This is a genomic window from Flavobacterium sp. CF108 (assembly GCF_900129795.1).
Lineage (GTDB): Bacteria > Bacteroidota > Bacteroidia > Flavobacteriales > Flavobacteriaceae > Flavobacterium.
Genome location: NZ_FQWW01000008.1, coordinates 270,420 through 293,508, shown reverse-complemented (window position 1 = coordinate 293,508; position 23,089 = coordinate 270,420). Strand labels below are relative to the sequence as shown.

General features: G+C 33.6%; 19 protein-coding genes. 10 read left to right on the top strand and 9 right to left on the bottom strand.

Translation table 11 applies throughout. The features are described from left to right. Window positions 1-6: 6 nt before the first annotated feature. Window positions 7-591 carry an acyl carrier protein phosphodiesterase gene (locus BUE10_RS20685; RefSeq protein WP_073488584.1) on the bottom strand — a complete coding sequence of 195 codons (585 nt, stop codon included), beginning with the start codon at window positions 589-591 and terminating at the stop codon, window positions 7-9. 289 nt (window positions 592-880) lie between these two features. On the opposite strand from BUE10_RS20685, the gene glmM reads away from it, so the two are divergent. Then, the gene (gene glmM, locus BUE10_RS20680; RefSeq protein ID WP_073488582.1) at window positions 881-2,269 is read left to right on the top strand and encodes a phosphoglucosamine mutase; all 1,389 of its coding nucleotides are present in this window, start codon (window positions 881-883) and stop codon (window positions 2,267-2,269) included. A gap of 68 nt (window positions 2,270-2,337) precedes the next feature. Here glmM and BUE10_RS20675 read toward each other — a convergent pair whose 3' ends face one another. Together BUE10_RS20675 and BUE10_RS20670 are read right to left on the bottom strand one after the other, a co-directional pair. After that, complete coding sequence (locus tag BUE10_RS20675) at window positions 2,338-3,822, bottom strand: glycosyl hydrolase (protein ID WP_073488580.1); 1,485 nt, start codon at window positions 3,820-3,822, stop codon at window positions 2,338-2,340. A gap of 209 nt (window positions 3,823-4,031) precedes the next feature. Next, window positions 4,032-4,907 (bottom strand): lysophospholipid acyltransferase family protein, encoded by an 876-nt coding sequence (locus BUE10_RS20670; protein WP_073488578.1) that lies wholly within the window; start codon window positions 4,905-4,907, stop codon window positions 4,032-4,034. Window positions 4,908-5,020: 113 nt separating this feature from the next. Between BUE10_RS20670 and BUE10_RS20665 the strand changes: the two genes are divergently transcribed. Then, complete coding sequence (locus BUE10_RS20665; RefSeq protein WP_073488576.1) at window positions 5,021-5,659, top strand: rhomboid family intramembrane serine protease; 639 nt, start codon at window positions 5,021-5,023, stop codon at window positions 5,657-5,659. A 52-nt stretch (window positions 5,660-5,711) separates the two neighbouring features. Continuing rightward, complete coding sequence (locus tag BUE10_RS20660) at window positions 5,712-6,401, top strand: SIMPL domain-containing protein (RefSeq protein ID WP_073488575.1); 690 nt, start codon at window positions 5,712-5,714, stop codon at window positions 6,399-6,401. A gap of 210 nt (window positions 6,402-6,611) precedes the next feature. On the opposite strand, the gene BUE10_RS20655 is transcribed toward BUE10_RS20660, so the two are convergent. The 5 genes from BUE10_RS20655 to BUE10_RS20635 form a co-directional block, all read right to left on the bottom strand. Continuing rightward, the gene (locus BUE10_RS20655) at window positions 6,612-6,872 is read right to left on the bottom strand and encodes a hypothetical protein (protein WP_073488573.1); all 261 of its coding nucleotides are present in this window, start codon (window positions 6,870-6,872) and stop codon (window positions 6,612-6,614) included. A 113-nt stretch (window positions 6,873-6,985) separates the two neighbouring features. Continuing rightward, window positions 6,986-7,570: a hypothetical protein gene (locus tag BUE10_RS20650; protein WP_073488571.1), complete on the bottom strand. Its 585-nt coding sequence runs from the start codon at window positions 7,568-7,570 to the stop codon at window positions 6,986-6,988. A 144-nt stretch (window positions 7,571-7,714) separates the two neighbouring features. Continuing rightward, entirely contained in the window at window positions 7,715-8,506 is a 792-nt protein-coding gene (locus BUE10_RS20645; RefSeq protein ID WP_073488569.1) for a polysaccharide lyase, read from the bottom strand. Window positions 8,507-9,095: 589 nt separating this feature from the next. Then, window positions 9,096-11,096 (bottom strand): RagB/SusD family nutrient uptake outer membrane protein, encoded by a 2,001-nt coding sequence (locus BUE10_RS20640; RefSeq protein ID WP_073488567.1) that lies wholly within the window; start codon window positions 11,094-11,096, stop codon window positions 9,096-9,098. A 13-nt stretch (window positions 11,097-11,109) separates the two neighbouring features. After that, window positions 11,110-14,496: a SusC/RagA family TonB-linked outer membrane protein gene (locus BUE10_RS20635; protein WP_073488566.1), complete on the bottom strand. Its 3,387-nt coding sequence runs from the start codon at window positions 14,494-14,496 to the stop codon at window positions 11,110-11,112. 514 nt (window positions 14,497-15,010) lie between these two features. On the opposite strand from BUE10_RS20635, the gene BUE10_RS20630 reads away from it, so the two are divergent. From BUE10_RS20630 to BUE10_RS20605, 7 genes are all read left to right on the top strand, one after another. After that, complete coding sequence (locus BUE10_RS20630; protein WP_143055999.1) at window positions 15,011-15,688, top strand: DUF6134 family protein; 678 nt, start codon at window positions 15,011-15,013, stop codon at window positions 15,686-15,688. A 19-nt stretch (window positions 15,689-15,707) separates the two neighbouring features. Continuing rightward, window positions 15,708-16,739: a sterol desaturase family protein gene (locus BUE10_RS20625; protein WP_073488562.1), complete on the top strand. Its 1,032-nt coding sequence runs from the start codon at window positions 15,708-15,710 to the stop codon at window positions 16,737-16,739. A 20-nt stretch (window positions 16,740-16,759) separates the two neighbouring features. After that, window positions 16,760-16,945 (top strand): hypothetical protein, encoded by a 186-nt coding sequence (locus BUE10_RS23940; protein WP_143056000.1) that lies wholly within the window; start codon window positions 16,760-16,762, stop codon window positions 16,943-16,945. A 37-nt stretch (window positions 16,946-16,982) separates the two neighbouring features. Continuing rightward, window positions 16,983-17,588, top strand: a complete 606-nt coding sequence (locus BUE10_RS20620) for an RNA polymerase sigma-70 factor (RefSeq protein ID WP_234984780.1) — start codon at window positions 16,983-16,985, stop codon at window positions 17,586-17,588. Next, complete coding sequence (locus tag BUE10_RS20615; RefSeq protein WP_083598225.1) at window positions 17,585-18,565, top strand: FecR family protein; 981 nt, start codon at window positions 17,585-17,587, stop codon at window positions 18,563-18,565. The genes BUE10_RS20620 and BUE10_RS20615 overlap by 4 nt, the downstream gene beginning before the upstream one ends. Before the next feature lie 12 nt (window positions 18,566-18,577). Next, complete coding sequence (locus BUE10_RS20610; protein WP_073488556.1) at window positions 18,578-20,341, top strand: STN and carboxypeptidase regulatory-like domain-containing protein; 1,764 nt, start codon at window positions 18,578-18,580, stop codon at window positions 20,339-20,341. 213 nt (window positions 20,342-20,554) lie between these two features. Beyond that, window positions 20,555-21,469: a glycoside hydrolase family 16 protein gene (locus BUE10_RS20605; RefSeq protein WP_073488554.1), complete on the top strand. Its 915-nt coding sequence runs from the start codon at window positions 20,555-20,557 to the stop codon at window positions 21,467-21,469. Window positions 21,470-21,576: 107 nt separating this feature from the next. Here BUE10_RS20605 and BUE10_RS20600 read toward each other — a convergent pair whose 3' ends face one another. Then, a complete protein-coding gene (locus BUE10_RS20600; protein WP_073488552.1) occupies window positions 21,577-22,968 on the bottom strand; it encodes an endo-1,4-beta-xylanase in 1,392 nt (463 codons plus the stop codon). Window positions 22,969-23,089: the final 121 nt, after the last annotated feature.

Sequence of the window (23,089 nt, the reverse complement as noted above, 5' to 3'; positions counted from 1 at the left end):
TTAGGTTTATAAGGAAAGTAATTTTTGTTTGGCTTGTTGTTGAACATCCTCAAAAAATAGAGTGAATTCCTGTTCAAATTCTGTATAAAATTCTTTTAATTCTTCACTGGCAAACTGCATTTTTGAAACATTTCTCGATCTTCTGTCCATCTGGGTTAAAATTTGATGGATTCCTTCAACAGTCCTGTAACTTAAAAGCCAGTTTCTTTCTATCATATAAGGCATTAAGCCTTGGGTTTTTTCGGTTAAAATCGCATAATTTTCGTGTAGTGAATTGTAAAAACGATTAATGAAATCTTCTAATTTTTCATCAGAATAATTCACCCAGTTTTTGGCTAAAAAATGATCGTAAACAATATCTATAATCACTCCCGAATAATGATGGTATTTTTCGTGAAGACGTCTTGTGCTTTGTCTAAAAACATCATGAGAGTCTGTATAAGTGTCTATAAAGCGGTGTAAAAGAATTCCTTTTTGAATATCCTGAGGGAAATGTTCAAACTGTTTTCCGCGAATGCCATCGGCCATAAAATTGCCAATTTTAATTAAATCATTTTCACCGGAAAGATATATATGGGCTAAGAAATTCATTTTTTCTAAAGTTGCTAAGGTTCTGAGTTACTCAGTCACTAAGTTATTTTAGTAAATGTATAAAAACTTTTTTAAATCATTTTGTTATAAAATAATCAGTGTTTTACTTAAATATTTAGAGTATTAAAAAAACATTAGCATCTTAACGTCTAAGAACCTTGACAATTGTGATAAAATAATCAGAGATTCTACCTGAATATTTACAGTAGAAAAAAAACTTAGCAACTTAGCGCCTCAGAAGCTTAGTAACTTTTTTATATTTGTAATAAAATAACCATAACTCACAAAGATGACTTTAATAAAATCGATTTCAGGAATACGAGGAACAATCGGTGGAAAAGTGGGAGATAACCTGACTCCTGTTGACGCTGTAAAATTTGCATCGGCATACGGAACTTTTCTTAAAAACAATACTTCAAAAGAAAAACTAACAGTTGTAATAGGCCGTGATGCTAGAATTTCTGGGCCAATGATCCATAATCTTGTTGTGAATACTTTAATAGGTTTAGGAATTAATGTAATTGATCTTGGGCTTTCGACAACGCCTACGGTTGAAGTTGCGGTTCCTCTTGAAAAAGCAGATGGAGGAATTATTTTAACGGCATCTCATAATCCAAAACAATGGAATGCTTTAAAATTATTAAATGAAAAAGGAGAATTTTTAAGCGGTGATGACGGTGCTAAAATTCTTGAAATTGCCGAAGCTGAAGCTTTTGATTTTTCTGATGTTGATAATCTTGGAGAAATTATCTTGAATGATGCGTATATGGATATTCATATTGATGAAGTATTGAATTTACCTTTAGTTGATGTTCAGGCTGTAAAAGATGCTAAGTTTAAAGTTGTTGTTGACGGTGTGAATTCTTCGGGCGGAATCATTATCCCGAACTTATTAGAACAAATGGGCGTTGAAGTTGTAAAATTATACTGTGAACCAAACGGACATTTTCCACATAATCCAGAACCTTTAAAAGAGCATTTAACGGATATTTCTGAATTAGTTGTAAAAGAAAAAGCAGATTTAGGAATTGTGGTTGATCCAGATGTTGATCGTTTAGCTTTTATTAGTGAAGATGGTGAAATGTTTGGTGAAGAATATACATTAGTTGCCTGCGCTGATTATGTTTTGAGTAAAACTCCAGGAAATACGGTTTCGAATATGTCTTCGTCCCGTGCATTGCGTGATGTAACAAACGGACATAATGGAAAATACGAAGCGAGTGCAGTAGGAGAGGTGAATGTTGTGGAATTAATGAAAAAGAATAATGCAGTTATTGGAGGTGAAGGTAACGGCGGAATTATTTATCCTGAATTGCATTACGGACGTGATAGTTTGGTGGGAGTTGCTTTGTTTTTAACGCATTTAGCAAATAAAAAAATAGCAGTTTCGGCATTGAGAGCTTCTTATCCGGAATATTATATGAGCAAAAACAAAATCGAATTAACTCCTCAAATTGATGTTGATGCGATTTTAACGGCTATGACAGAGAAATATAAAAATGAAGATATTTCGACAATTGACGGTGTAAAAATTGATTTTGCTAATGAATGGGTTCATTTAAGAAAATCTAATACTGAACCAATTATTAGAATTTATACAGAAGCACCTTCACAAAAAGAAGCGGATACTTTAGCACTTCGTATTATTGATGAAATAAAAGAGATTGCAGGAATATAATTTTTGCAATGACAAATAAAAAAGCGCCTTTCAAATTTATGGAAGGCGCTTTTTGTATAGTTAAAACTTTAGTTCTTTATAATTTTCATTGATTTGGTAATCGAACCATACGAAACATTTACGATATAAACTCCGGTGGCTAATTTATCACCAATTTTAATATCTTCGTTTGTAGAGTAATCGTTAGAAGAGAAACATACACTTCCTTTCATGTCTACTATTTTTAGAGATATAGGTTCTGTTGTAAATGATTTTATATGAAGCGTAGATTCGACTTTAATTGGGTTTGGATAAATTGTAAAAGAATCATTATCTGCTTTTGGATCATTTACGCTCAAGTTTCCTGAAGCCACATCAATATAATTAAAATTCATATCACTTGATTTGAATTTAATTTTCAAATAAACTTCTCCTTTTGGCAATGTAACTCCGTTTACAACTTTGTCTGCATACGTTTGATATCCGCCAGTTACAGGAAAAGTTTCATCTGTTTTTACTACAACATCATTAACCAGAATATCAAATTTTCCCGGAACAGTTGGCGATGCAACTCTAAACGTTAAGTTATAAGTTCCTGCATTGGCAACATTAAGCATAAATTCGTTCCAGTCGCCGCTGTCTATAAAGCATACGTTTTGTCCGGTTCCAGAATCTGTAGTGTTTTGAAGTCCGGTTCCTTTTCTTCTGTAATGTTGATTAGCTGTAATTCTTCCCGGAACATTTAATTTTTTTGTTGTATAACTAACATTGATGTATTCTGTTCCTATTGGTTTTAAAACACCACTTGCTGGACTTAATAATTGCCCTTCGAGCATATCTGTCCATTCTGCAGGAACACGGCCTGTAAACCAAGAATATCTGTAGATATCCGGATCGTTTTCAAAGCTGTTCAGGATTTGTTTCATAAAAGCAATTTTATCTGCTTCAGACTGAATAACCCGGTTTGCAAATTCAGTTACCCAAACTGGACGGTTGTACTTTTTTAAAAGCCCTGTTACACCAATAACAGCGCCAGAAGAACTATCATAAGTATGAAAGGCAATATAGTCGACTTTACAATCGGGACACAAAAGAAAAAATTGATCATGCCATGCGGTAGGACTGCTATAACCACCATAATTATCAGGACCATTAAAGGCTGGAGATGCGCTTACGATTTCTAAGTTTTTTGCAGCAGCAACTTTTTCTACGTTTACCCATGCATTAACTGCTTCCTGAGGAGTTAAACGAGCACCATCATTAAAGTTAGGTTCGTTAAAAGCTAATAAATATTTAGCACCCGGTTTAATACGGTTTATAAAATTTTGGACTTCGGCATCGCTTAATTTTCCCCAAATCATTGGAACATATTCAACTCCAAGAGTTGCATAATTCGCATTAACGTCATTTTCAGGAAGTGATCCCCAATTGTACCACCAGGAAATCCCCGGTTTAAGTGCTAATAAATCTGCCGTTGAATTATTTCCATAAGCAATTCCGCGTTTTGGACTCTGGGCAAATGCTGTAATCGAAACGGTTATTAACGAAAATGTAAAAAGTAACTTTTTAATCATGATTAAAATTTTGGTAAGGTTTTTTTATTCGATTTAGTTAACTTCAAATTTATGTGGTTTGTATAGTTTTTAAGTCAAAAAAAAATATTACAAAAACCCATCAAGATATATTTTAAAGTCTTTAAAAACCTTATGGTGAAGATTTGCAGGTTGCACTAAAAAAGAAAATCCAAAAAGCAATACTTACTTTTTGGATTTTCTTTTGTATATTATTTGTCCACGCGATGTTTCCATCTTTTATGCGTCCATAGATAAAATTCAGGAGCTTCAAGAATTTGCTTTTCTACTTCTTTCAGGTATTTCTCTGTAATATCAAAGTTTTTATAATCATGCGGATTATCGGCAATGGATAAAAAAGTAGCTTCATAATAACCTCTTGAAACCTTTTTTACTTTTACCATTATTACGCTTAAATCATATTTTTTTGCCAGCATTTCGGCTCCTGTATGTACAGGAACTTCAATACCCATAAATTTCATTGAATGAAAAATTCTGTCCAGTTTAGGCGATTGATCACTTGCCAGTCCGTACATGCTTAGTTTTCCGTCACGCTGGTTTTGAGCCATTGTTGGAATCGCTTTTCTGGTTTCAACTAATTCAGTATCGTATTTAGAACGGATTTTTCGAATCAATTTATCAAAATAAGGATTGGCAATTTTTTTATAAACTGCAATTCCCTGAAAGCCAATTTTAGGATTTATTGTTAAAAGCCATTCATAACTTGCATAATGTGAGGCAACAAGAATTACACTTTTACCTCGTCTTGCATAATCCTGAACTAATTCAATGTTGGTTACATGGAATCGTTTTTCCATTTCTTGGGGTGTAATGCTCAATGTTTTTACCATCTCTAAAAACATATCACACATATGGTGATAGAATTTTTTTTCAATACCTTTTCTTTCAGCTTTACTTAAATGAGGAAAAGTAAGTGCCAGATTTTCGCGTACTACACTTTTACGATACCTAATAATTCTATAAACTAAAAAGTATACGAAATCTGAAAATAAATAAAATAAGCGAAATGGGAGTATAGAGATTAGCCAAAGTAAAGGGAAGGCTATTATATAAACAATAAATTGCATCTAAAATTTTTTTCTACAAATATAATGTAAAAATGAATAAGCTCGATATTTTGGAATCTCATCAACTTATGTTTGATATTGTTTATCTTTACCATTCACATTAAATATTATTTATGAATGCTATTTTAATTGGAATTATAGTGGCCAATGTACTGATTAGTTATAAAGGTTTTAACGATCTTTATTTTTTTAGAAAATACGAATTTCATGTTGGAAGCATTCGTGCCGGAGAACAAATCAGGATGCTTTCGTCTGGTTTTTTGCACGCTGATTTTATGCATTTAGCGTTTAACATGCTGACGCTTTGGTTTTTTGCACCGGTAGTTACTAACGGGCTGGGAAATTTTGCTTTTGCTTTAGTATATTTTGGAAGTTTGATCTTTGGAAGTTTATTGACAATGTTATTTCATAAAAACGATTACAGTTATCGTGCTGTTGGGGCGTCTGGAGCAGTAACCGGAGTTTTGTATTCTGCAATTTTGCTTCACCCTGATATGACGCTTGGAATTTTTGGTATAATTCCGATTCCCGCTTATCTTTTCGGGATTCTTTATTTATTGTATTCTATTTATGGAATGAAGGCCAAAAATGATAATATTGGACATACGGCACATTTTGGAGGTGCAATTGGCGGATACTTAATTACTTTGATAAAAGAGCCTTCATTAGTTTATGAGGAAACCTTCATGGTTATTTTATTATTAATCCCAATTTTGATTCTTTTTGGAATGGCTAAACTGGGGAAATTGTAATGCTGGCATAACTTTTGAAAGACCTTTATCAATAACTTAAAATATAACAGAAATGAGAAAATTAGTATTATTTTTAACAATCATGTTTATGACTATGTCTTACGGCCAAGAAACCAAACAAATTCCTCAAATCAATGTAAATGGGGAAGGAAAAGTAAAAGTAGCACCTGATCAGGTTTGTATTTCGGCTACGGTTGAAACAAAAGGGAATAATGCTAAAGATGTCAAAAAGCAAAATGACGAAAAAATGGATGCGGTTTTAAAATTTATTAAAAAAATGAATCTTCCTGCTGCAGATTTCAAAACAAAACAAGTTGCACTTAATCCGCAATATGATTACGAGAAAAAGAAAACAAGTTACAATGCAACTCAAACTGTAGAAATCGTTTTAAAAGATTTAACTAAATATGATGAATTGATGGAAGGTTTGGTTCAACAGGGAATTAACCGTATTGACAGAGTTTCTTTTGAATCTTCTAAATTAACATCATTACAGTCTGAAGCTAGAAAGTTAGCTATGAAAGATGCTAAAGCAAAAGCAGAAGATTACGTTTCAGTTTTAGGTCAAAAAGTAGGTAAAGCTTATGTTATTTCAGATAACTCACAAATTTATCATCCACAGCCAATGTATGCAGCTATGAAGTCAATGGAAGCTGATAATGCAGGAGCTTCAAACGAAACATTAGCAATTGGTGAAATCGAAATTACAGCAAACGTTAGTGTAAGTTTTATTTTGGACTAAATACTAAAATTCCAATAATATAAAATTCCAAATTCCAATTTTACGATTGGGATTTGGAATTTTTTTATCAATGATGATTAATCTTTCTAACTTTGATAAAGTCAAAATATACTGAAAATGCTAAATAATTACAATTAAAATTCATTTATAAGATAAAGGAGTCAATGAACATTTTCATCGGCTCCTTTACCAATATTTGTGCATCCACGTTCAGCTTTGCATTAGAAAAGTTTCAGGTGTATCATCATCCAATTCTTCCCAATCATTTTCGTCGTATTCAGATTCCATATCATCATCAAGGAATTCATCTTCAAGATCATCCTGTTCAAGATTGAAATGTTTATGAGATGTTAAGGTGCTGGAGAGATTTCCTTGCAGATAATCATCATAATTTAAAAGCAGCTGTTCTTCGTTAGAAGTTGTATCGCTTGTAGATTCTTCGGGAATATAATAGTAATCGTCAAAAATCATAATAGATAGGTTTAAATTTATAGCTTAAGATTTATCTAACTTTTTCAATTAGAATAACTTAAAATTAATTTTTTTTACTGCTATCTATTTTATACAATTTTGAGAATGAGTTACTAAATTCTCATTTTTACTATAAACTGATTGATTATTCTTTCCAGGGAGAATGCAAAATACAGTCGCAAAAATTCTTGCGATGAAAATTCGGAAACGTTTGCAATCTTAATCATTATAATTTTTAAATATGCAGCCAAAGCATCTAGTTGATTGATGTATTCCTCCTTTTGATATTCATACCACAAAGACTTAAAAATAGAAATAAACTCAATATTATCCTGATGGTTTAACGGAATTGTTTGATTGGCAGAAGCATTATTAAACAAAACAGCTTTACAATTGTTGGCGCTAGAAGGTGTTCTTTCCCAAAAGCAATCGCCAAAACTAAGTTCGTATGCGGTAAATTTTGTTTGGGCATTAAAACTTATAAACTGTCCTTTTGCGGCTAAAAATAATTGTGAAGATGATATTTGAAAAATCTGGTCGTCAATAATTATTTCTCCAGTTCCTGACTCAATTAGTAAGATTCGGTTATAAACAAGTCTGTACGTTGATTTTTGCTCGTATTTCTTGTCTTCAAGAAAGCGTATAGAGAATGAATTTTTAATCTCTTCTTCTACAACCAAATTTGATATAGAAAGCATATTTTTGGCTTAATTGTTTACGAAAGTGGTAAACAAAGGTAGTTAGAAAAACCAACAACTTCGATGTGTTATTAGTATATAATAAACAGCATCGAAGTTGTGATTTTTATTTATTCCGGCCAAATGGTTTTAAACCGTATAAGATTATAGCGCATCCCAAGATGCACTAGGATAATAAATAGAACTTGTTACAGGAGCTTTCCAATATTCCTGACTGCCGCCACGGAAAGTGTGAAGACTTACTGCATTAACATTACGTTTAGCATCGTTAGTCACCCAGCGAATGGTTTGATTCAATATCTCAGTACCATTTACATAGTATTTTACGTATCCGTTTGTACTTGATCCAGTATTTAACTTAACAGATATTTGACAGTTATATGTCACATTTTCTTGGATATAGTATTTTTTTCCAAAATCATTACCAAATTGTCCAGGCTGATCTCTATAGTAAACGTAAGGCTGAAGATAAGCTCCGCTTCCTTTAGCAGAGTTTGATCCATTTGGGCAGTACCACATAAATCTGGCACTACCGCCATTACCATCCCATCCCGGATCACCGCCAGTATTTTGATCACCAATTAGGATACCATATCCGCATTTTCCGCCTCGGCTCCAATAAAATCCAGAATTAAATCTCATCTGGAACCAAACGGTATAAACTCCCGTTGACCAAACACCATACGATGTACACAAACCACCAGGACACGATAGTGTATTGGTCTGCAATGTGATCGTTCTGGCTCCGGCACTGCCTGCTAATGCTGCAGCAAGAGGATCTGCCGCTGCAGTGTTTGCAGATGCTTCTTTGTTAGTGCTTTGCTGCGATTCTTTGCTAACGCTTTGCGGCTCAATTACATCTTGTTCCTTGTCGCAGGAGTTAAACACTAATACAGTAATAAATAGGAAACTTGTTAATTTTAGGAATTTTTTCATTTTTTAAATAATTAAAGGTTAGTAATAATTAATTTAATGGTTAGTAAAATTGATAGTTAAATAGCATTGGCTGCTGAAACAAAAACTTTTACAGTTTTTGAAATCGGCATCAATGTATACGTAAGTAAAAAATGTTTTTATTTACGTATAGGTCATGCAATTTGTCTAGACATTGCTTTACATACAAATCACATTTGCGGTGGTTACGCAATTCGTAATTTGACAATGTAAAGTTGATTAAAAACAATTCGAAAGGGGAGTAATAAAGTACGTATTTGGGTACAAAAAAATCTCGCGTGTGTATTTTGTGCATTTTTTTCAGGTTAAAAAAATGGTATCAATAAAAAAAGAGTAAAAAAAACAGATAAAGTTTAAATAATGAAGAATTTGGTATTGTGTGTTTTAAAAAGGCTGTATATCTGTTTGATTTGAAGAAGTTTGATATTAATTGAAATAGAGAAACAAGATCTCCTAAAATAAAAAAGCGAGTTAAATATATTAACTCACTTTTTACTTTAGCTTTCTTTTGAATAAAGCTTATTTATTATCTATCATTTTCTAAATCCTCAATTTAAGGTAATAAAGAGATTTAAATTTTGCTTTCATCTTCGACAGCATCCTGCCATTTATCCCAGATTTTAACGCCTGCATTGTAACCATCATAACCAAAGTTCTGACTTAACTCACCTTTGAGATTAGGTTCTATAGCAAGTCTAAATGGAATTGGCCAGTAATTATTACGTTTGTCCATAGTATAAAACTTTACACCCGGTTTAAGAGAAATACCAGCCGGATATTTGTTGTAAAGGGTGTAATGTACAATACGCTGATACCAATAACTACCTCCAGATGCATCTGTTCCAGATTGTTTATCCCAATTTGTTAAACTGTAAGTATGACCCCACTCATCTGGTTTTCCGCTCATTGCTAAACAGTGCGAAATACGTTTTAATTCAACATTTCTCCATTCTTCCATATAAAGTTCTCTTCCTCTTTCTGCACAAATATCACCAATAGTTACTGTGGCATACATTTGTGAAGCTTTTGCTCTTGCTCTTACAGCATTAACATCCTGAGCTGCTCCGGAAACATTGCCTTGATAAAAACGAGCTTCTGCACGTAATAAATAAGTTTCTGCTAAACGGTATATGTACATATGCGCACTCGATCCGGCAGTAGCTCCCTGAAAATCATTTGCTGCTGGGTTAGCTTCGGCTACAACATCATGATAATAGATTTTATAATGCGGAAAATCAAACCAGTCACGAATAGAATCTTGTGCTAACAATTTGCCAGCTTCTCTCATTCTAAAATTTTGTCCAGCCCATGTTGCACTTCCCCCTGGCCCGGGAGCGTATTTAAGGTCTTCCATATTTACCCAGTTTCCAACTGTGCTGTTATGTCTAAGATCCTGTTTATCTTCGATATTGTTTACAACCCACATAGGATGTTGTGAGTAATAAGAACCACTGATAGTACCAATACCACGACCTATTGCTCTTTGATAATCATATTTTGCATTATAATTCGTTTTATCAGTCAATGGAAAACGTGGAGCTGCTGTTTTACCGTCTGGAGTAATTAAATTGGCATCATTCCAGTTAGGTCCAAAAATTCTCATCGAAGCAAATGCTAAAAATGACTGCGCTCCTCCGTTTGGTGCAACTAAGATAGCTTCGGTATTAGCAGAAATTACCTTGTTTTCAGGTCTGTGCAAATCCCATATTACATTTCTGGTAATAGGCCATGCCGTAGGATTTCCTCCCGGATCAAAAATGCCTAAATTGTTTTGTACCAAAGAATAACCTGATTGACCAATTAAAATATTAGCTTGTGCTTCGGCTTCAGCAAATCTTCCAGATGCTAAATAACATTTAATTAGTAACTGACGGCATGCTCCTTTGCTAACCATACCAACATATCCTATTTTTGACTGTTCAGGAACATATTGTACAGCTTTCTCCATATCTGCTGTAATCATTTCAATGATGGCTTCCTTTTTAGTAGAATAATAACTTTGCTTTGGAACCGACAAGATTTTAGTAATCAACGGTATGTCTCCAAATTGATAAACCAGATTTAGATAGCGGTATGAGCGGTGAAAATAAGCCTGCCCAATATATTTATTTTTAACCTCTTCTGATAAACTTGTCACACTACCAATGTATGTTAATACAGTATTTGCATTTTTAATACCAGTATAAGCTTCAGTCCACATAAACCCAAGATAAATAGATTCTCCACTTGGATCTCTTCGAAAATCTCCGGTAGGAACAATAGTATTAGCATAATCAGCAATATTACTTCCTGTGTCTGTTTTTCCATATTGAGCCATGTCAGAGAAAAGATACTCTGTACCAATAGGCACACTTACACCAGAAAAACCATAGTGAATATAATTATTACGCAGCTGTTTATCGCACAGCGCTAAAGTTGCCTGTAACCCGGCTTCTGTAGTAAATGTATTTCCAGGTTCGTAAAATGAAAGCGGATCTGAGTCGAGAAAATCTTTTGAACAAGAGCCAGACAGAGCTGCCAATAGAATAAAAGGCACTAGTCTTGTAACTTTATTTTTTATATATCTTTTCATTGTTGAATAATTATTAAAGTTGGAAATTAAAACCTAAATTAAACTGTCGCGTAGCCAATCCTCCTGTTTCCGGATCTCCAAAATATTTCCATTCTTTAGAAGCAGACCATGTTGCTACGTTTTGAACTGAAGCATAAATTTTTATACTTTTAATATGCGCGCGATCTAAAAGATCTCTAGGAAGTGTATAGGCTAACGAAATGTTGTCCAGACGAATAAAACTACGGTCATACAATCTTCCCGGCGCAACCGGAGTTCCTGCAGGCCCTTTAGCATCAAGACGTGCCCAGTCATTTGTTGGGTTATCAAGTGTCCAATACGGATTTACATATGGATTGAAGTTGAATTTATACAAACTGGCATCGTTGAAAGTGTTCATATAAATTGAACTAAGTGATTTACCTCCCACATTTGAATACATACTGATAGCTAAATCCCAATTTTTATAAATCTTAAAATCATTGCGCATCGACCATTGTACAGGAGAGTTTGAATTCCCTAAAAACTGTTTGTCTTTTTCATTATAAACTGCTTTTTTATAAGGAACACCATCTGGATCTACTGCATCTACATCATCTGCTGTATAGCTGTTTGCAACTTTTGGGTCTCCTGGACGCTGTCCATATCTTCGAGCTTCTTTCCACTCATCTTTTTGCCAGATTCCAGTTACTCTGTAATCCCAAATTTGAGTGATTGGTCTGCCTATAAACCATCCATTAGCAGAATCATTTCCTTCTTGTCTTCCAATAACATTACCATTTTCATCTTTAATATCTACCATATTGCCATATAATGACACAATTTTATTTTCGTTATAAGAGATTCCAAATGAAGTGCGCCATTCAAAGTTTGTGCTTTTCATATTAAGACTGTTGATACTCAATTCCAGACCTTGATTTTGAACCTCTCCAAGGTTGGTTGCAATTGATGAAAAACCAGTAAAACCAGGAAGGGACTGACTCATAATCATATCATGAGTAGATGCTCTGTAAAGGTCTAAAGTAGCAGTAATACGATCATTTAAGAAACCTAAGTCAAGACCAATATTAGTTGAGGTTGTTTTTTCCCATTCCAAATTTGGATTTGCCAAACGATCAAGTGCTAAATATTTGATTTCAAGTGCTTTTCCTGAAGGATCTAAATACCCCATAGTTCCGGTATTTACTAAGTTTGCCAAAGAAACATATGGATCTGCAAGCGACCTGTTTCCGTTTTTACCCCAAGACAAACGCAATTTACCGGTACTCATAGCATCTAATGGAAACCAGTTTTCGTTTTTAAAGTTCCACGCAACCCCAAAAGAAGGGAAAACGGCGTAAGGATTTGAAGCTCCAAATGCTGAATATCCATCACGACGAATAGTTGCTGTAAGCATATAACGATTATCAAATGAATAGAAAAGTCTTGCCATCAATCCATCTGCCGTTTCATGCGTATCGTTTGATCGAATGGCACTATTAGCCATTGTTGCCGTATTTACAAGGTGAAACCCTAAAGCATCTGAAGGCTGAATATTATAAGCATCCATTCCATCTGACCAATAACGGCGTTCTTCGGCTTCCTGAACAAAAGTTGCAACGATGTGATGTTTTTCAGCAAATGTATAATCCCACGTTATGGTATTATTCAGGTTATAATCAAATCTTATAGCACTATTTCTATTTGCTCCTGTAGTAGCTGCAGGCCAGTTTGGATTTTGTGTTGACCTGAAATAACGATCATGAAAAAATTGATAACGAGGAGCAATGTTAAATGAATAGGTAATGCCCAAAGGCAAAGTTACTTTTGTATTAAAAATAGAATTCAACGTTGTATATCCTGTCTCCTTGTCAATAAATTGACGTTCGTAATAATAGTTATAATTCTGTCCAGAGACATTTTTACCCATTGGCTGTCTCTCATAATTACCATTTGCATCTCTAAAAGTTCCAAACGGGCTGGTTCTCATCATGTTATTATCCCCGGCATTTGTACCTAAAGAAGGGGTAATATCTCCATCTGATCGATCCTGAAAATTAATGTTTGCCCCAAAGTCAAGCCAATCTGTAATTTTAGCATCAACTTTCATATTAGAACGAGCTGATTTATAATCATTGCCCACAATAGCTCCTTCTGAGGTTAAATAACCAAATGACATGTAATAATTAACCCTTTCACCTGCACCAGAAATACTCAAATTATTGTCACGATTAATTCCTGTTCTAAAAGAGCTGTCGCTCCAATCGTGTGTTTTGTCGTCCAGGAAATTAGCCATTAGTGAAGGATCAAAATTCAATCCCAAACGTGTTCCCCATACTTCTTTAGAGCTTTTTCCATTTGTTTGAGCAGCTGGTTGATAAGCTAACCATTGCGCTTCTGTAATCCCCCATTTGCCTAAATCATTAGGATTTGAGAAATACCCCGGTTTGCCATTAGCAACTGTTCCTGATATCCATGCTTCATATTGCCCGGTTGCTGTGTTGATACCATAAGTTTGGGCAGTTTCCCAATCTTCACGATATTTTAAATAGCCCTCTGGAGAATACACACCACGATAAGCACTCTTATTACTAATGGTTGTGTTTGTAGTAAAACTAATCATAGGTTTACCCGATTTACCTTTTTTAGTTGAAATAAGAATAACTCCTGCAGCCGCTCTCGATCCATATACAGATGCTGCCGATGCATCTTTTAAAATATCAAGCTGGGCAATATCATCAGGGTTGATTTCTGAAAGTTCACCATAAAACTGCATTCCGTCTAAAATAATAAGCGGGGAATTATGAGGGCCTCCTGTTTTTTGATCATTACCGGTATACACAGAAGTCTGCCCACGAATTTGGATATTTCCACCTCCTTTTGCAGAAGGATCATAACCTACTCTTAAACCTGGAGTACCTCTTAATATATCCTGAACAGTCTGCGGATTTTGGTTCGCCAGCTTATCAGGTGTTATCTGAACAATTGCCCCCGTTAAATCCTTTTTCTTCATTTTACCATATCCTACAACCACAACTTCATCTAGTGATGTTGTTGCTTTTTGAAGTTTTACAGTAATGGAAGTTTCTCCTTTTAAAGTAATCTCTTTGGTTGTATAGCCCAAATAAGATATTATCAGGACAGCATTATCATTATCTGTTTTTAAAGTAAATTTTCCATCAAAATCCGTTAAAGTGGAATTTTTGCTTCCTTTTTCTAAAATAGTAACTCCCGGCAGCGGCATACCATTTTCATCATTAACTTGTCCTTTGATGTTTTTTTGTTCCAGTACATTTTTTGGGTTTGTTGTACTCTTTGAACTAATTGCGTAGCTATGAACCTGAGATAAAGAAAAAAATACACAGAGCATCATCATTTTCTTTTTCAAATTAAATACAGATTCGCAATCAGGACTTTTTTTAATCCTAATAAGATTTGTCATTTTTGGTTTTCATTTTTGGTTAATAATTAGTTAGTATGAAAATCACTATGGTTGTGGATAAATGAACTAGTGATTAACTGTGCAAAAATGAATAATAATGAGTCTTATAAGGGGTAATAAAATACGAATTAGGGTGTTCAAAAGTCTTGTAAAATCATTTTTGATATTTTTTTAGCTTTAAAAATTTATTATTGTAAGAAAAAGTATTAAAAAAATATTGAATACGTAAATAATTATATTTTGACCTAACTTGTAATGGTTATCATACTTTTTTTAAACTATTAAATGTATTTACAGCAGTAAAATCACCATCCTGCAAAATAGGTACATTTATTATACTGCTAATAGATAAATATTTATGACAAAAACTATAGCTGCGGTTTTTGAGTTGTTTCCTGCATTATTTTTTCTGAGTTAAAAAAAATTTTCATTTTGAAATAGGGGTAAAGAGTTATTAGGTTGTATTACTGCTGTAGCAAGAGTACAATTATTAACTTTTAATCTCAATTGCCTTATGATACTTTTAATTATCACTGCCGCATTACTATTTTGGTTATTTAAAAAATGCGTTTCCCTGCATGAGATTTTCAGTTTTCAAACCATAAATCTTCAGATAAAATCTGTCGTGTTCTTTTTTCTTTCTACAGCTATATCTTATGCGCAGGAAAAGACAGTAAACTATAATGTACTTCGAAATGGGGTCATCATTGGGCAAATGCAGTTTTACCAAAACAATAATAATGGTGAAGTCTTTTTGAAAATTTCTTCGGAAGTAAAAACCCGATTGATTTTTGGTATCAATGTAAAAACAGAAGAAGGTTCACATTTTAAAAACGGAAAATTAATTTCCTCCTACGTAAAGCGTCATGTTAACGGAAAAGAAAAAGCCAATAAAACCACGCAGCTCATAGATTCAAATTATAAAACTTCGGATGAAAATAGAAAAGGAGAAATTAAACAACAATATATCAATTACAACCTTATGCTGCTTTACAGTAAAGAACCTGTAAGTGAAGACAAGGTTTATTCAGATAGTTTTCAGCAATTTTTAACGATCAAAAAAACAGACAATCACTCGTATCGTATTGAATTGCCTGACGGAAATTATAATGATTATCATTTCCAGAATGGTATATGTCAAAAAGTCGAATTGCATCATTCTCTATTTACAATCAACATTCAAAAAGCATAAATCAATCAAAAAAATCATCATGATCAAAATCATCAATTACCTGTTTATTAAGCTGACCATTTTTGGCGCAAAACCTATTGCAATCGAAAGAATTTATGAAGTAGAAAAAAGCGCTCCCAATTTAATAGTTTATGCGCTGCCCGTTGTATTGTTTTTTACCGTACTCGAATTTGTTGTTTTTTATTTTTTAGAACGAAAAGAATATGATAAAAAAGAAACCTTGGGATCTATATTAATAGGTTTTGGGAATTTAACCGTAAACTTAATAATGAAAACGGGATTACTTTATGCCGTAGTCGAGATTTACAATATTCTTCCTTATCGAATGGAATTTAACTGGTGGAGCTTAATTCCGTGTTTTATATTGTATGATTTTAGTTCGTATTGGACACACCGAATTTCTCATTACTGCCGATTTTTCTGGGCAACTCATGTCGTACATCATTCTGCAGAACAATATAATCTTACCGTAAGTTTTAGGCAGAGCTGGTTTCAGTATATAAAAATTGTGTTTTTTATTCCGCTAATTTTTGCCGGTTTTCATCCAGCCGTATTTTTCATTGCCAATCAGCTGAGTGTATTATATCAGTTTTGGGTACATACGGAAGCTATTGGAAAACTGCATCCTTTTATAGAAAAATATTTCGGAACTCCTTCTAATCATCGCGTACATCACGGAAGTCAGGAAAAATACCTCGATAAAAACTTTGGTGCGACTTTTATGATTTGGGATCATTTATTTGGTTCTTTTCAATATGAAGAAGAAAAACCGCGCTATGGAATTACCAGTTTACTCAAAAGCAAACTCAATCCTTTATATCTCAATATACATGAATTTCAGGATATTATTAGTGATGTGAAAAAGGCAAAAGGCTTCCGGAAAAAGATGTATTACATTTTTGCCAGTCCTGATATTATTGCCAAAAACAAATTAAAAAAAGAAACAACTCAACCTCTTAAACTGCCTATATCATGCCAACCAATCAAGAAAAACAACAAACATTTCAACAGCAGCTATTCGAATACTTTAGCCGAAAAGATAATTGTGTAAAAACCATTGGGAACGAAATTGTGATTACCGAAGGAATGGATAAAGGATTATCGTTTACGTATCTCTCAGATCACAGCTGTATTGTTCATTGTTATGAATTTAGCCTGAATACAGATCTCGATCTCGATACCACGATTGATACTTTTATTCAGCTATTGGCCAATCATAATATTATATACGATCAGCCAAGTCCTTCTTACAATTAATCAAAAAAATAATATTAAATATAAAAAGTATCTATCTTTGATTGAATGTCAAAACGTATTAGTGGAGTATAGTAATATAGACCCTATCAGTTCGATAAGGAACGGAAACGAAGCAGCTTTTGAAAAGGTTTTTAAAACGTATTTTAGAAACCTTCATGCTTTTGCCTATACTTTTATGAAAGATGATAGTATTGCCGAAGAGATTGTACAAAATGTATTTTTTAGGATTTGGGAAAAGAAAGAGCAGCTGCAAATGGATGATTCATTAAAAGCGTACCTCTACAGATCAGTTCATAATGAAAGTCTCAATCATCTCAAACACCTTAAAATAAAAAACTCATTTCAACTGCAGTATTCAGGTAATATGGAATCCTCAAATCAAGATGCATCAAACCAAATGATGGCAGCAGAACTCGAAAACGACATTCAAAAAGCAATCAGCGAATTGCCGCCGCAATGCCGAACCATTTTTCAAATGAGTCGTTTCGAACAGCTCAAATATCAGCAAATAGCCGATCAATTGAATATCTCGATAAAAACAGTCGAAAACCAAATGGGCAAAGCCCTAAAAGTATTACGATCAAAACTGGTTGAATATCTTCCTTTTCTATTATCCTTATTACATTTAATTCGAAGATCATGAGCCAAAACAATATGAATATGAACGATGATTTACTAGTGAAATACCTAGTTGGCGAAACTGATGCAGACGAAAATGCAGCAGTAGAATTTTGGCTTAAAGCCGATGAAAAAAACCTGAACTACTACAATGGTTTTAAGAAAATTTGGGAAGACAGCCTTTTAATTGCCGCCGAAAATAAAACCATAGATGAAGATGCGGCCTGGAAACGGCTGCAAAATCGCATTCAGGATAAAGATGTTCAGGTATTAACGCCTAAAAAATCTTCCGTCTATTGGCTGCGTATTGCGGCTTCTATTCTCTTAATTAGTACTTTAGGATGGCTTGGTTATTCTTATTTCGAAAATAAATCAAACACATTAATTCAGATATATGCTTCAAACTCTACTTTAAACGATACATTGCCAGATGGTACAACGGTCACTTTAAATAAAAATTCATCTTTGTCTTATACCAGCAAATTTAAGGGCAAAACCCGTCCGGTTACTTTAAAAGGCGAAGCTTTTTTTAATGTTTCTCCAGATAAAACAAAACCGTTTATCATTACAATTAATGATGTTACGGTACAAGTCGTAGGAACTTCTTTTAATGTGAAAAACAAAAACGGAAAAACAACGGTAGACGTTGAAACTGGAATTGTAAAAGTGAGTAAAAATAAAGATCAGGTAGAATTAAGACATGGTGAAAAAGTAGTCATTGCCGATCATAAACCGGAATTATTAAAAAGTAGAAGCAAAGGCAGATTATATAATTATTATCGCAATAAGGAATTAGTTTGTGATGAAACATCATTGCAGGAATTAGTTGAGGCACTTAACGAAATATACAATGTCAATATCATCATTAAAAATCCTTCTTTAAAAGAAAAACCATTAACAACTGTATTTAAAGATCAATCCTTAGATCAGGTTTTAGAAGTAATTCAAGAAACCTTCAGGATCGAAATTGAACGTAAAAACAATCAAATTTTATTAGAATAATTCCTTTTTTATATGCCCATTCCTTCAAAATTTACTTTTGTACAAGTTTTATTCTTACTTATTTCAAGTGCTTTTTTCAGCGCTCATGCCCAATCTATCTTAGATACCGAAATGTCTATAGATGCAGATAAAAAACCATTAGGTCATATTTTAGACGTAATGGAGCAAAAAGGAAATTTCAGGTTTGCTTATTACAGTAAACTAGTTGTAAAAGATAGTGCCGTTACCATTCATTCTAAGGAATCTACAATAAAAGATGTTTTAGATCAGCTACTAGGTAATAAATACGAGTATAAAGAATCAAAAGGATTTATTATTCTGCGTTATGCACCTTTAGAACTCGCACTTGTGTTAGAAAAAAATAATGTTGTAGGCGATCATCAGGTGGTAAGCGGTTACATAATGGATGTAAAAACCAGCAAGCGAATTGAAAACGCGAGTGTTTACGAAAAGAATGCTTTACAATCTACCTTAACAGATAAGGAAGGCTTTTTTGAACTGAAGCTTAAAAATGTACCCGAAACCATTGAGCTGACGGTTGTAAAAGAAAACTATAAAACGATTACCACCATTTTTCTTTCTGAAGTTAAAATCCAAATGGGTTCAAGAAAATCAAACTCTGATTATGTTGATGGCGATTTCTCTGCCGTTGAACGAACAGGAATTGGCCGTTTCTTTATTTCTTCCAAACAAAAAATACAATCACTCAATTTGGGAGGATTTATTTCTGAAGTTCCGGTACAAGCATCGATAATTCCGAGTTTAAGCACCCGCGGTATGATGAATTCACAATTAAACAGTAGTTTTTCTTTAAACTTATTAGGAGGATATACGGGTGGAGTTCGTGGTTTAGAAATGGCTGGTCTTTACAATATTACCCGTATGAATGTTAATGCGCTGCAAATGGCTGGTATATTCAACACCGTGGGAGGTTCTGTAAATGGAGTTCAATTGGCCGGAATTTATAACAATGTATTTGGAGATTTGAATGGACTGCAAATGAGCGGAATTCATAACAGTATAAAAAACTCGCTAAATGGTTTGCAGCTTACGGGTATTTACAACAGCGTACAAAAAGATTCTAAAGGAATGCAAATGTCTGCTATTTATAATACGGTAAAAGGTACTCAAAACGGATTGCAGATTTCGGGTATTTATAATTCAGGAAGCGGAATTGTACGCGGTGCCCAAATAGCCGGGGTTTTAAATTATGCCAAAGAATTAGATGGATTCCAGTTTGGATTAATCAATATTACCGATTCGCCATCAGGTTATAGTATGGGATTATTGAATTTTAAAAAGAATGGTTACAAAAAAATAAGTATTACCAGTAATGAAATATCCGATATAAATGTTGCTGTAAAAACGGGAGATAATAAACTCTATACCATTTTGATGGCAGGAAGAAGCGAACGAAGCGACGAAGAAAAACTAACTTCTTTTGGAATAGGTTTTGGAACAAATATACTTTTAGGAAAACGTTTTACATATAATCCTGAAATTAGTTCGCAATATCTTTATTTAGGAAATTGGGATCGCTACAACTCTTTATCTAAATTCGATTCTCCTTTTACCTTTCGTATTTTTAAAGGTTTAGCCATATCTGCCGGACCATCTTTCAATATTTATACTTCTGAAAAGAGAGATAAAAATGCGCCGGATAATACTACTTCAACTTTTGTTCAGGATCGAACCAAACGTTATAATGTCATAAAAGATAATGGCAAAGGCATAAGCGGATGGGTTGGCTGGAGTTTTGGTGTTACGCTGTTTTAATTGTATTTTAAATGTTGCTTTAGTCGATAAAACTCCATTATTTATTAAAGTCGCATTAAAAATACAACATCTATGCTATTAACTGCTTCAAATATTCTATTCAGTTTTTTCGTATAAACTTACTTTTATGAGTAATAATTTTGCTGTTGTTTTTGAACTAAAAGAAATCAAAAAGCAGCAATAATTAATTTACTAACGTCTAAACCACAAATTATGAAAAAGTTAAACAGCATTACATTATTGCTAACATGCGTTTTGGGATTTTCTTCGTGCGCTGAAAATTCTGTAACAGAAAAAGACTCTGTCGAAGCGAGTACAAATGGAAGTACTAAAAAAGTAGCCGGAGCGCCTTGGGTAAAACAATTTGAAGATACATTTAATGTAGGCTCCAATCTCTCACAATGGACAAAAGAACAACGAGCAGATTACAATTCCTGGTATTGTGACTATGCGAGTTCAGTTCCAACCACACAATGGAGAGACGGAAAACAATGCTTAGAAATCAAAACTACAAAATTAAGCACGTACAAATACCAATCTGGTTTTATTACTTCTAATTACCAATACAAACCAGAAAATAACACGGAGTATATGCTTTCGGCTAATATTAAATTAATAGCCATGGATGGGGCGAATTATAAGTCTTTTAAAGATACTTATGGTGCGTGGCCGGCTTTTTGGTCTGTACAGGGAAATGGGTGGCCAACAAAAGGGGAGATCGATATTATGGAAGGGTATTCGTTTGCGCCTAATGCAAGTCGTTTTACTTCGAATATTTTTTATGGAACTTCTGTTGGAAACAACTTATTAGGAAATTCAGCCGAAAGAAATTATCCGTCGAATTTTAATGTAGACAGCAATAACGGATGGCATTTATACGAATCTTTTTGGAAAATGCAAAATAACGTAGTTACCGTAACTATTAAGGTTGATAATGTAACGGTTGCAGCCTATACGAATAGCAGCGTATCGAATCTTAATTTTAATAATTTCGGAACGCATTCGATTATTTTTAATGTGAATGTAGGTTCAAAAGACTCAAGTTTTATTGATCCTAATAAACTAAACTTATTTTCAACTGTAATGATGTGGGTAGATGATGTTACGGTTTATAAAAGACCAATTTAATACAAACACGAATTACACCAATTAACACTAATTCGTTTGTGAAAATTAATTTCACAAACGAATTTTTTAATTTGTGCTAATCCGTGTAATTCGTGTTATAATAAAATTTAATCTAAGCCTTCAAGGAATCCGGTGTGCGAACTTTTGATTGCAAAATTTGAATCGTACAATAAAGGCCAGTCATTTCCTGGGTGACCCAAGTCAGTGTTAAATGGAATCCAGGATTCATTATCCTTCATTCCCCAAATAGTTAAGGCGTATTTATTTGCTGCCGGAAGCGCATTATAAATTTTCACCATTTCTTTGTATTTCTCTTTTTGAGCTAATCTTCTTTCGTTTGTAAAACTAGAAATATCATTAAATTGATTTACTTGTATATCTAATTCAGAAACGTGAATTTTTAATCCTTTTGCAACAGCTTTGTTCAGGTCAGTTTCTATTTGAGCTTTTGTTGGGCTTAAATACGTATTGTGCATTTGGAAACCAACACCATCAATTATATTGCTTGCTTTTAAATCATCTACAATGCTAAAAACTTTGTTTTGTTTTGCAGTATTAGCTGAGGTAGCATAATCATTGTAGAATAACAATAATGATGTATCACCAGCGGCAGTTGCAGCTTCTCTTGCCCATTGAAAGCAGTCTTTTACATAATTAGGTCCCATTCGCTGCAAGAAAATAGTATTTCTCATGACACCGCCATTATCATCTACAGCTTCGTTAACCACATCCCATGATTTTACTTTTCCTGCATAATGCGTAACAACAGCTGTAATATATTTTTTTACTTCTGCTGCAAATTCTGCATCAGTACCAGAAAAATCTTTTAACCATTGCGGTACCGAATTATGCCAAACTAAAGCATGACCGTGAACATTGATATTATTAGCATTTCCGTAAGCCACAATTTTATCAGCAACTGTCCAGTTGTAAACACCGCTTGCCGTCGAAATTTGATCCATTTTCATTTCGTATTCGGCAGAAATACTGCTGAATTCATTTCTTAAAATAACATCATAAGGACTTCCATTTGTTAATTGTGAAGCTTTTATCGCCATACCCACAAAAAACGGATTGGCTAATTTATTTGCTTTTACCTTTAAAAAAGTTGGATCTTCAGGAATACCGCTCGAACCTGTTGTTACAACACTAATTACATTTGAATAACCTGAAATTTCTGTTTCATTTTTAGCTCTTACTCGGTAATAATATTGAGTTCCTCCGGTTAAACCTACTACAACTTCGTTTAAATCAGTAACTTCTTTTGCATTGTAATTTGGGATAAAACTGGTAAAATTTTCGGTTGTTGAAACGTCTAAAAGATAGCTTTTTGAATAGGAAACATAATTCCATTTTGCTTTAAAACCATTGTCATTTACATCTTTTGGAGCGTTTGCAACTGGCGTTTCTAAAGTTTCAGCAACTTCATTGTCGTCTTTTGAGCAGGCATTTAAAAAGAAGACGACGCTGGTCAGCATTAGTAAAAATTTAATTTTCATACTGTTTTTTATTATAGAATATTCTTTTAGAAAGAATGTCCTTATTTATAGTTTATTTATTTGGTTTACTTTTAAAAGAGGCTGTAATTGAAACAGCCTCTTTTTTAGTTAAAGACCAATC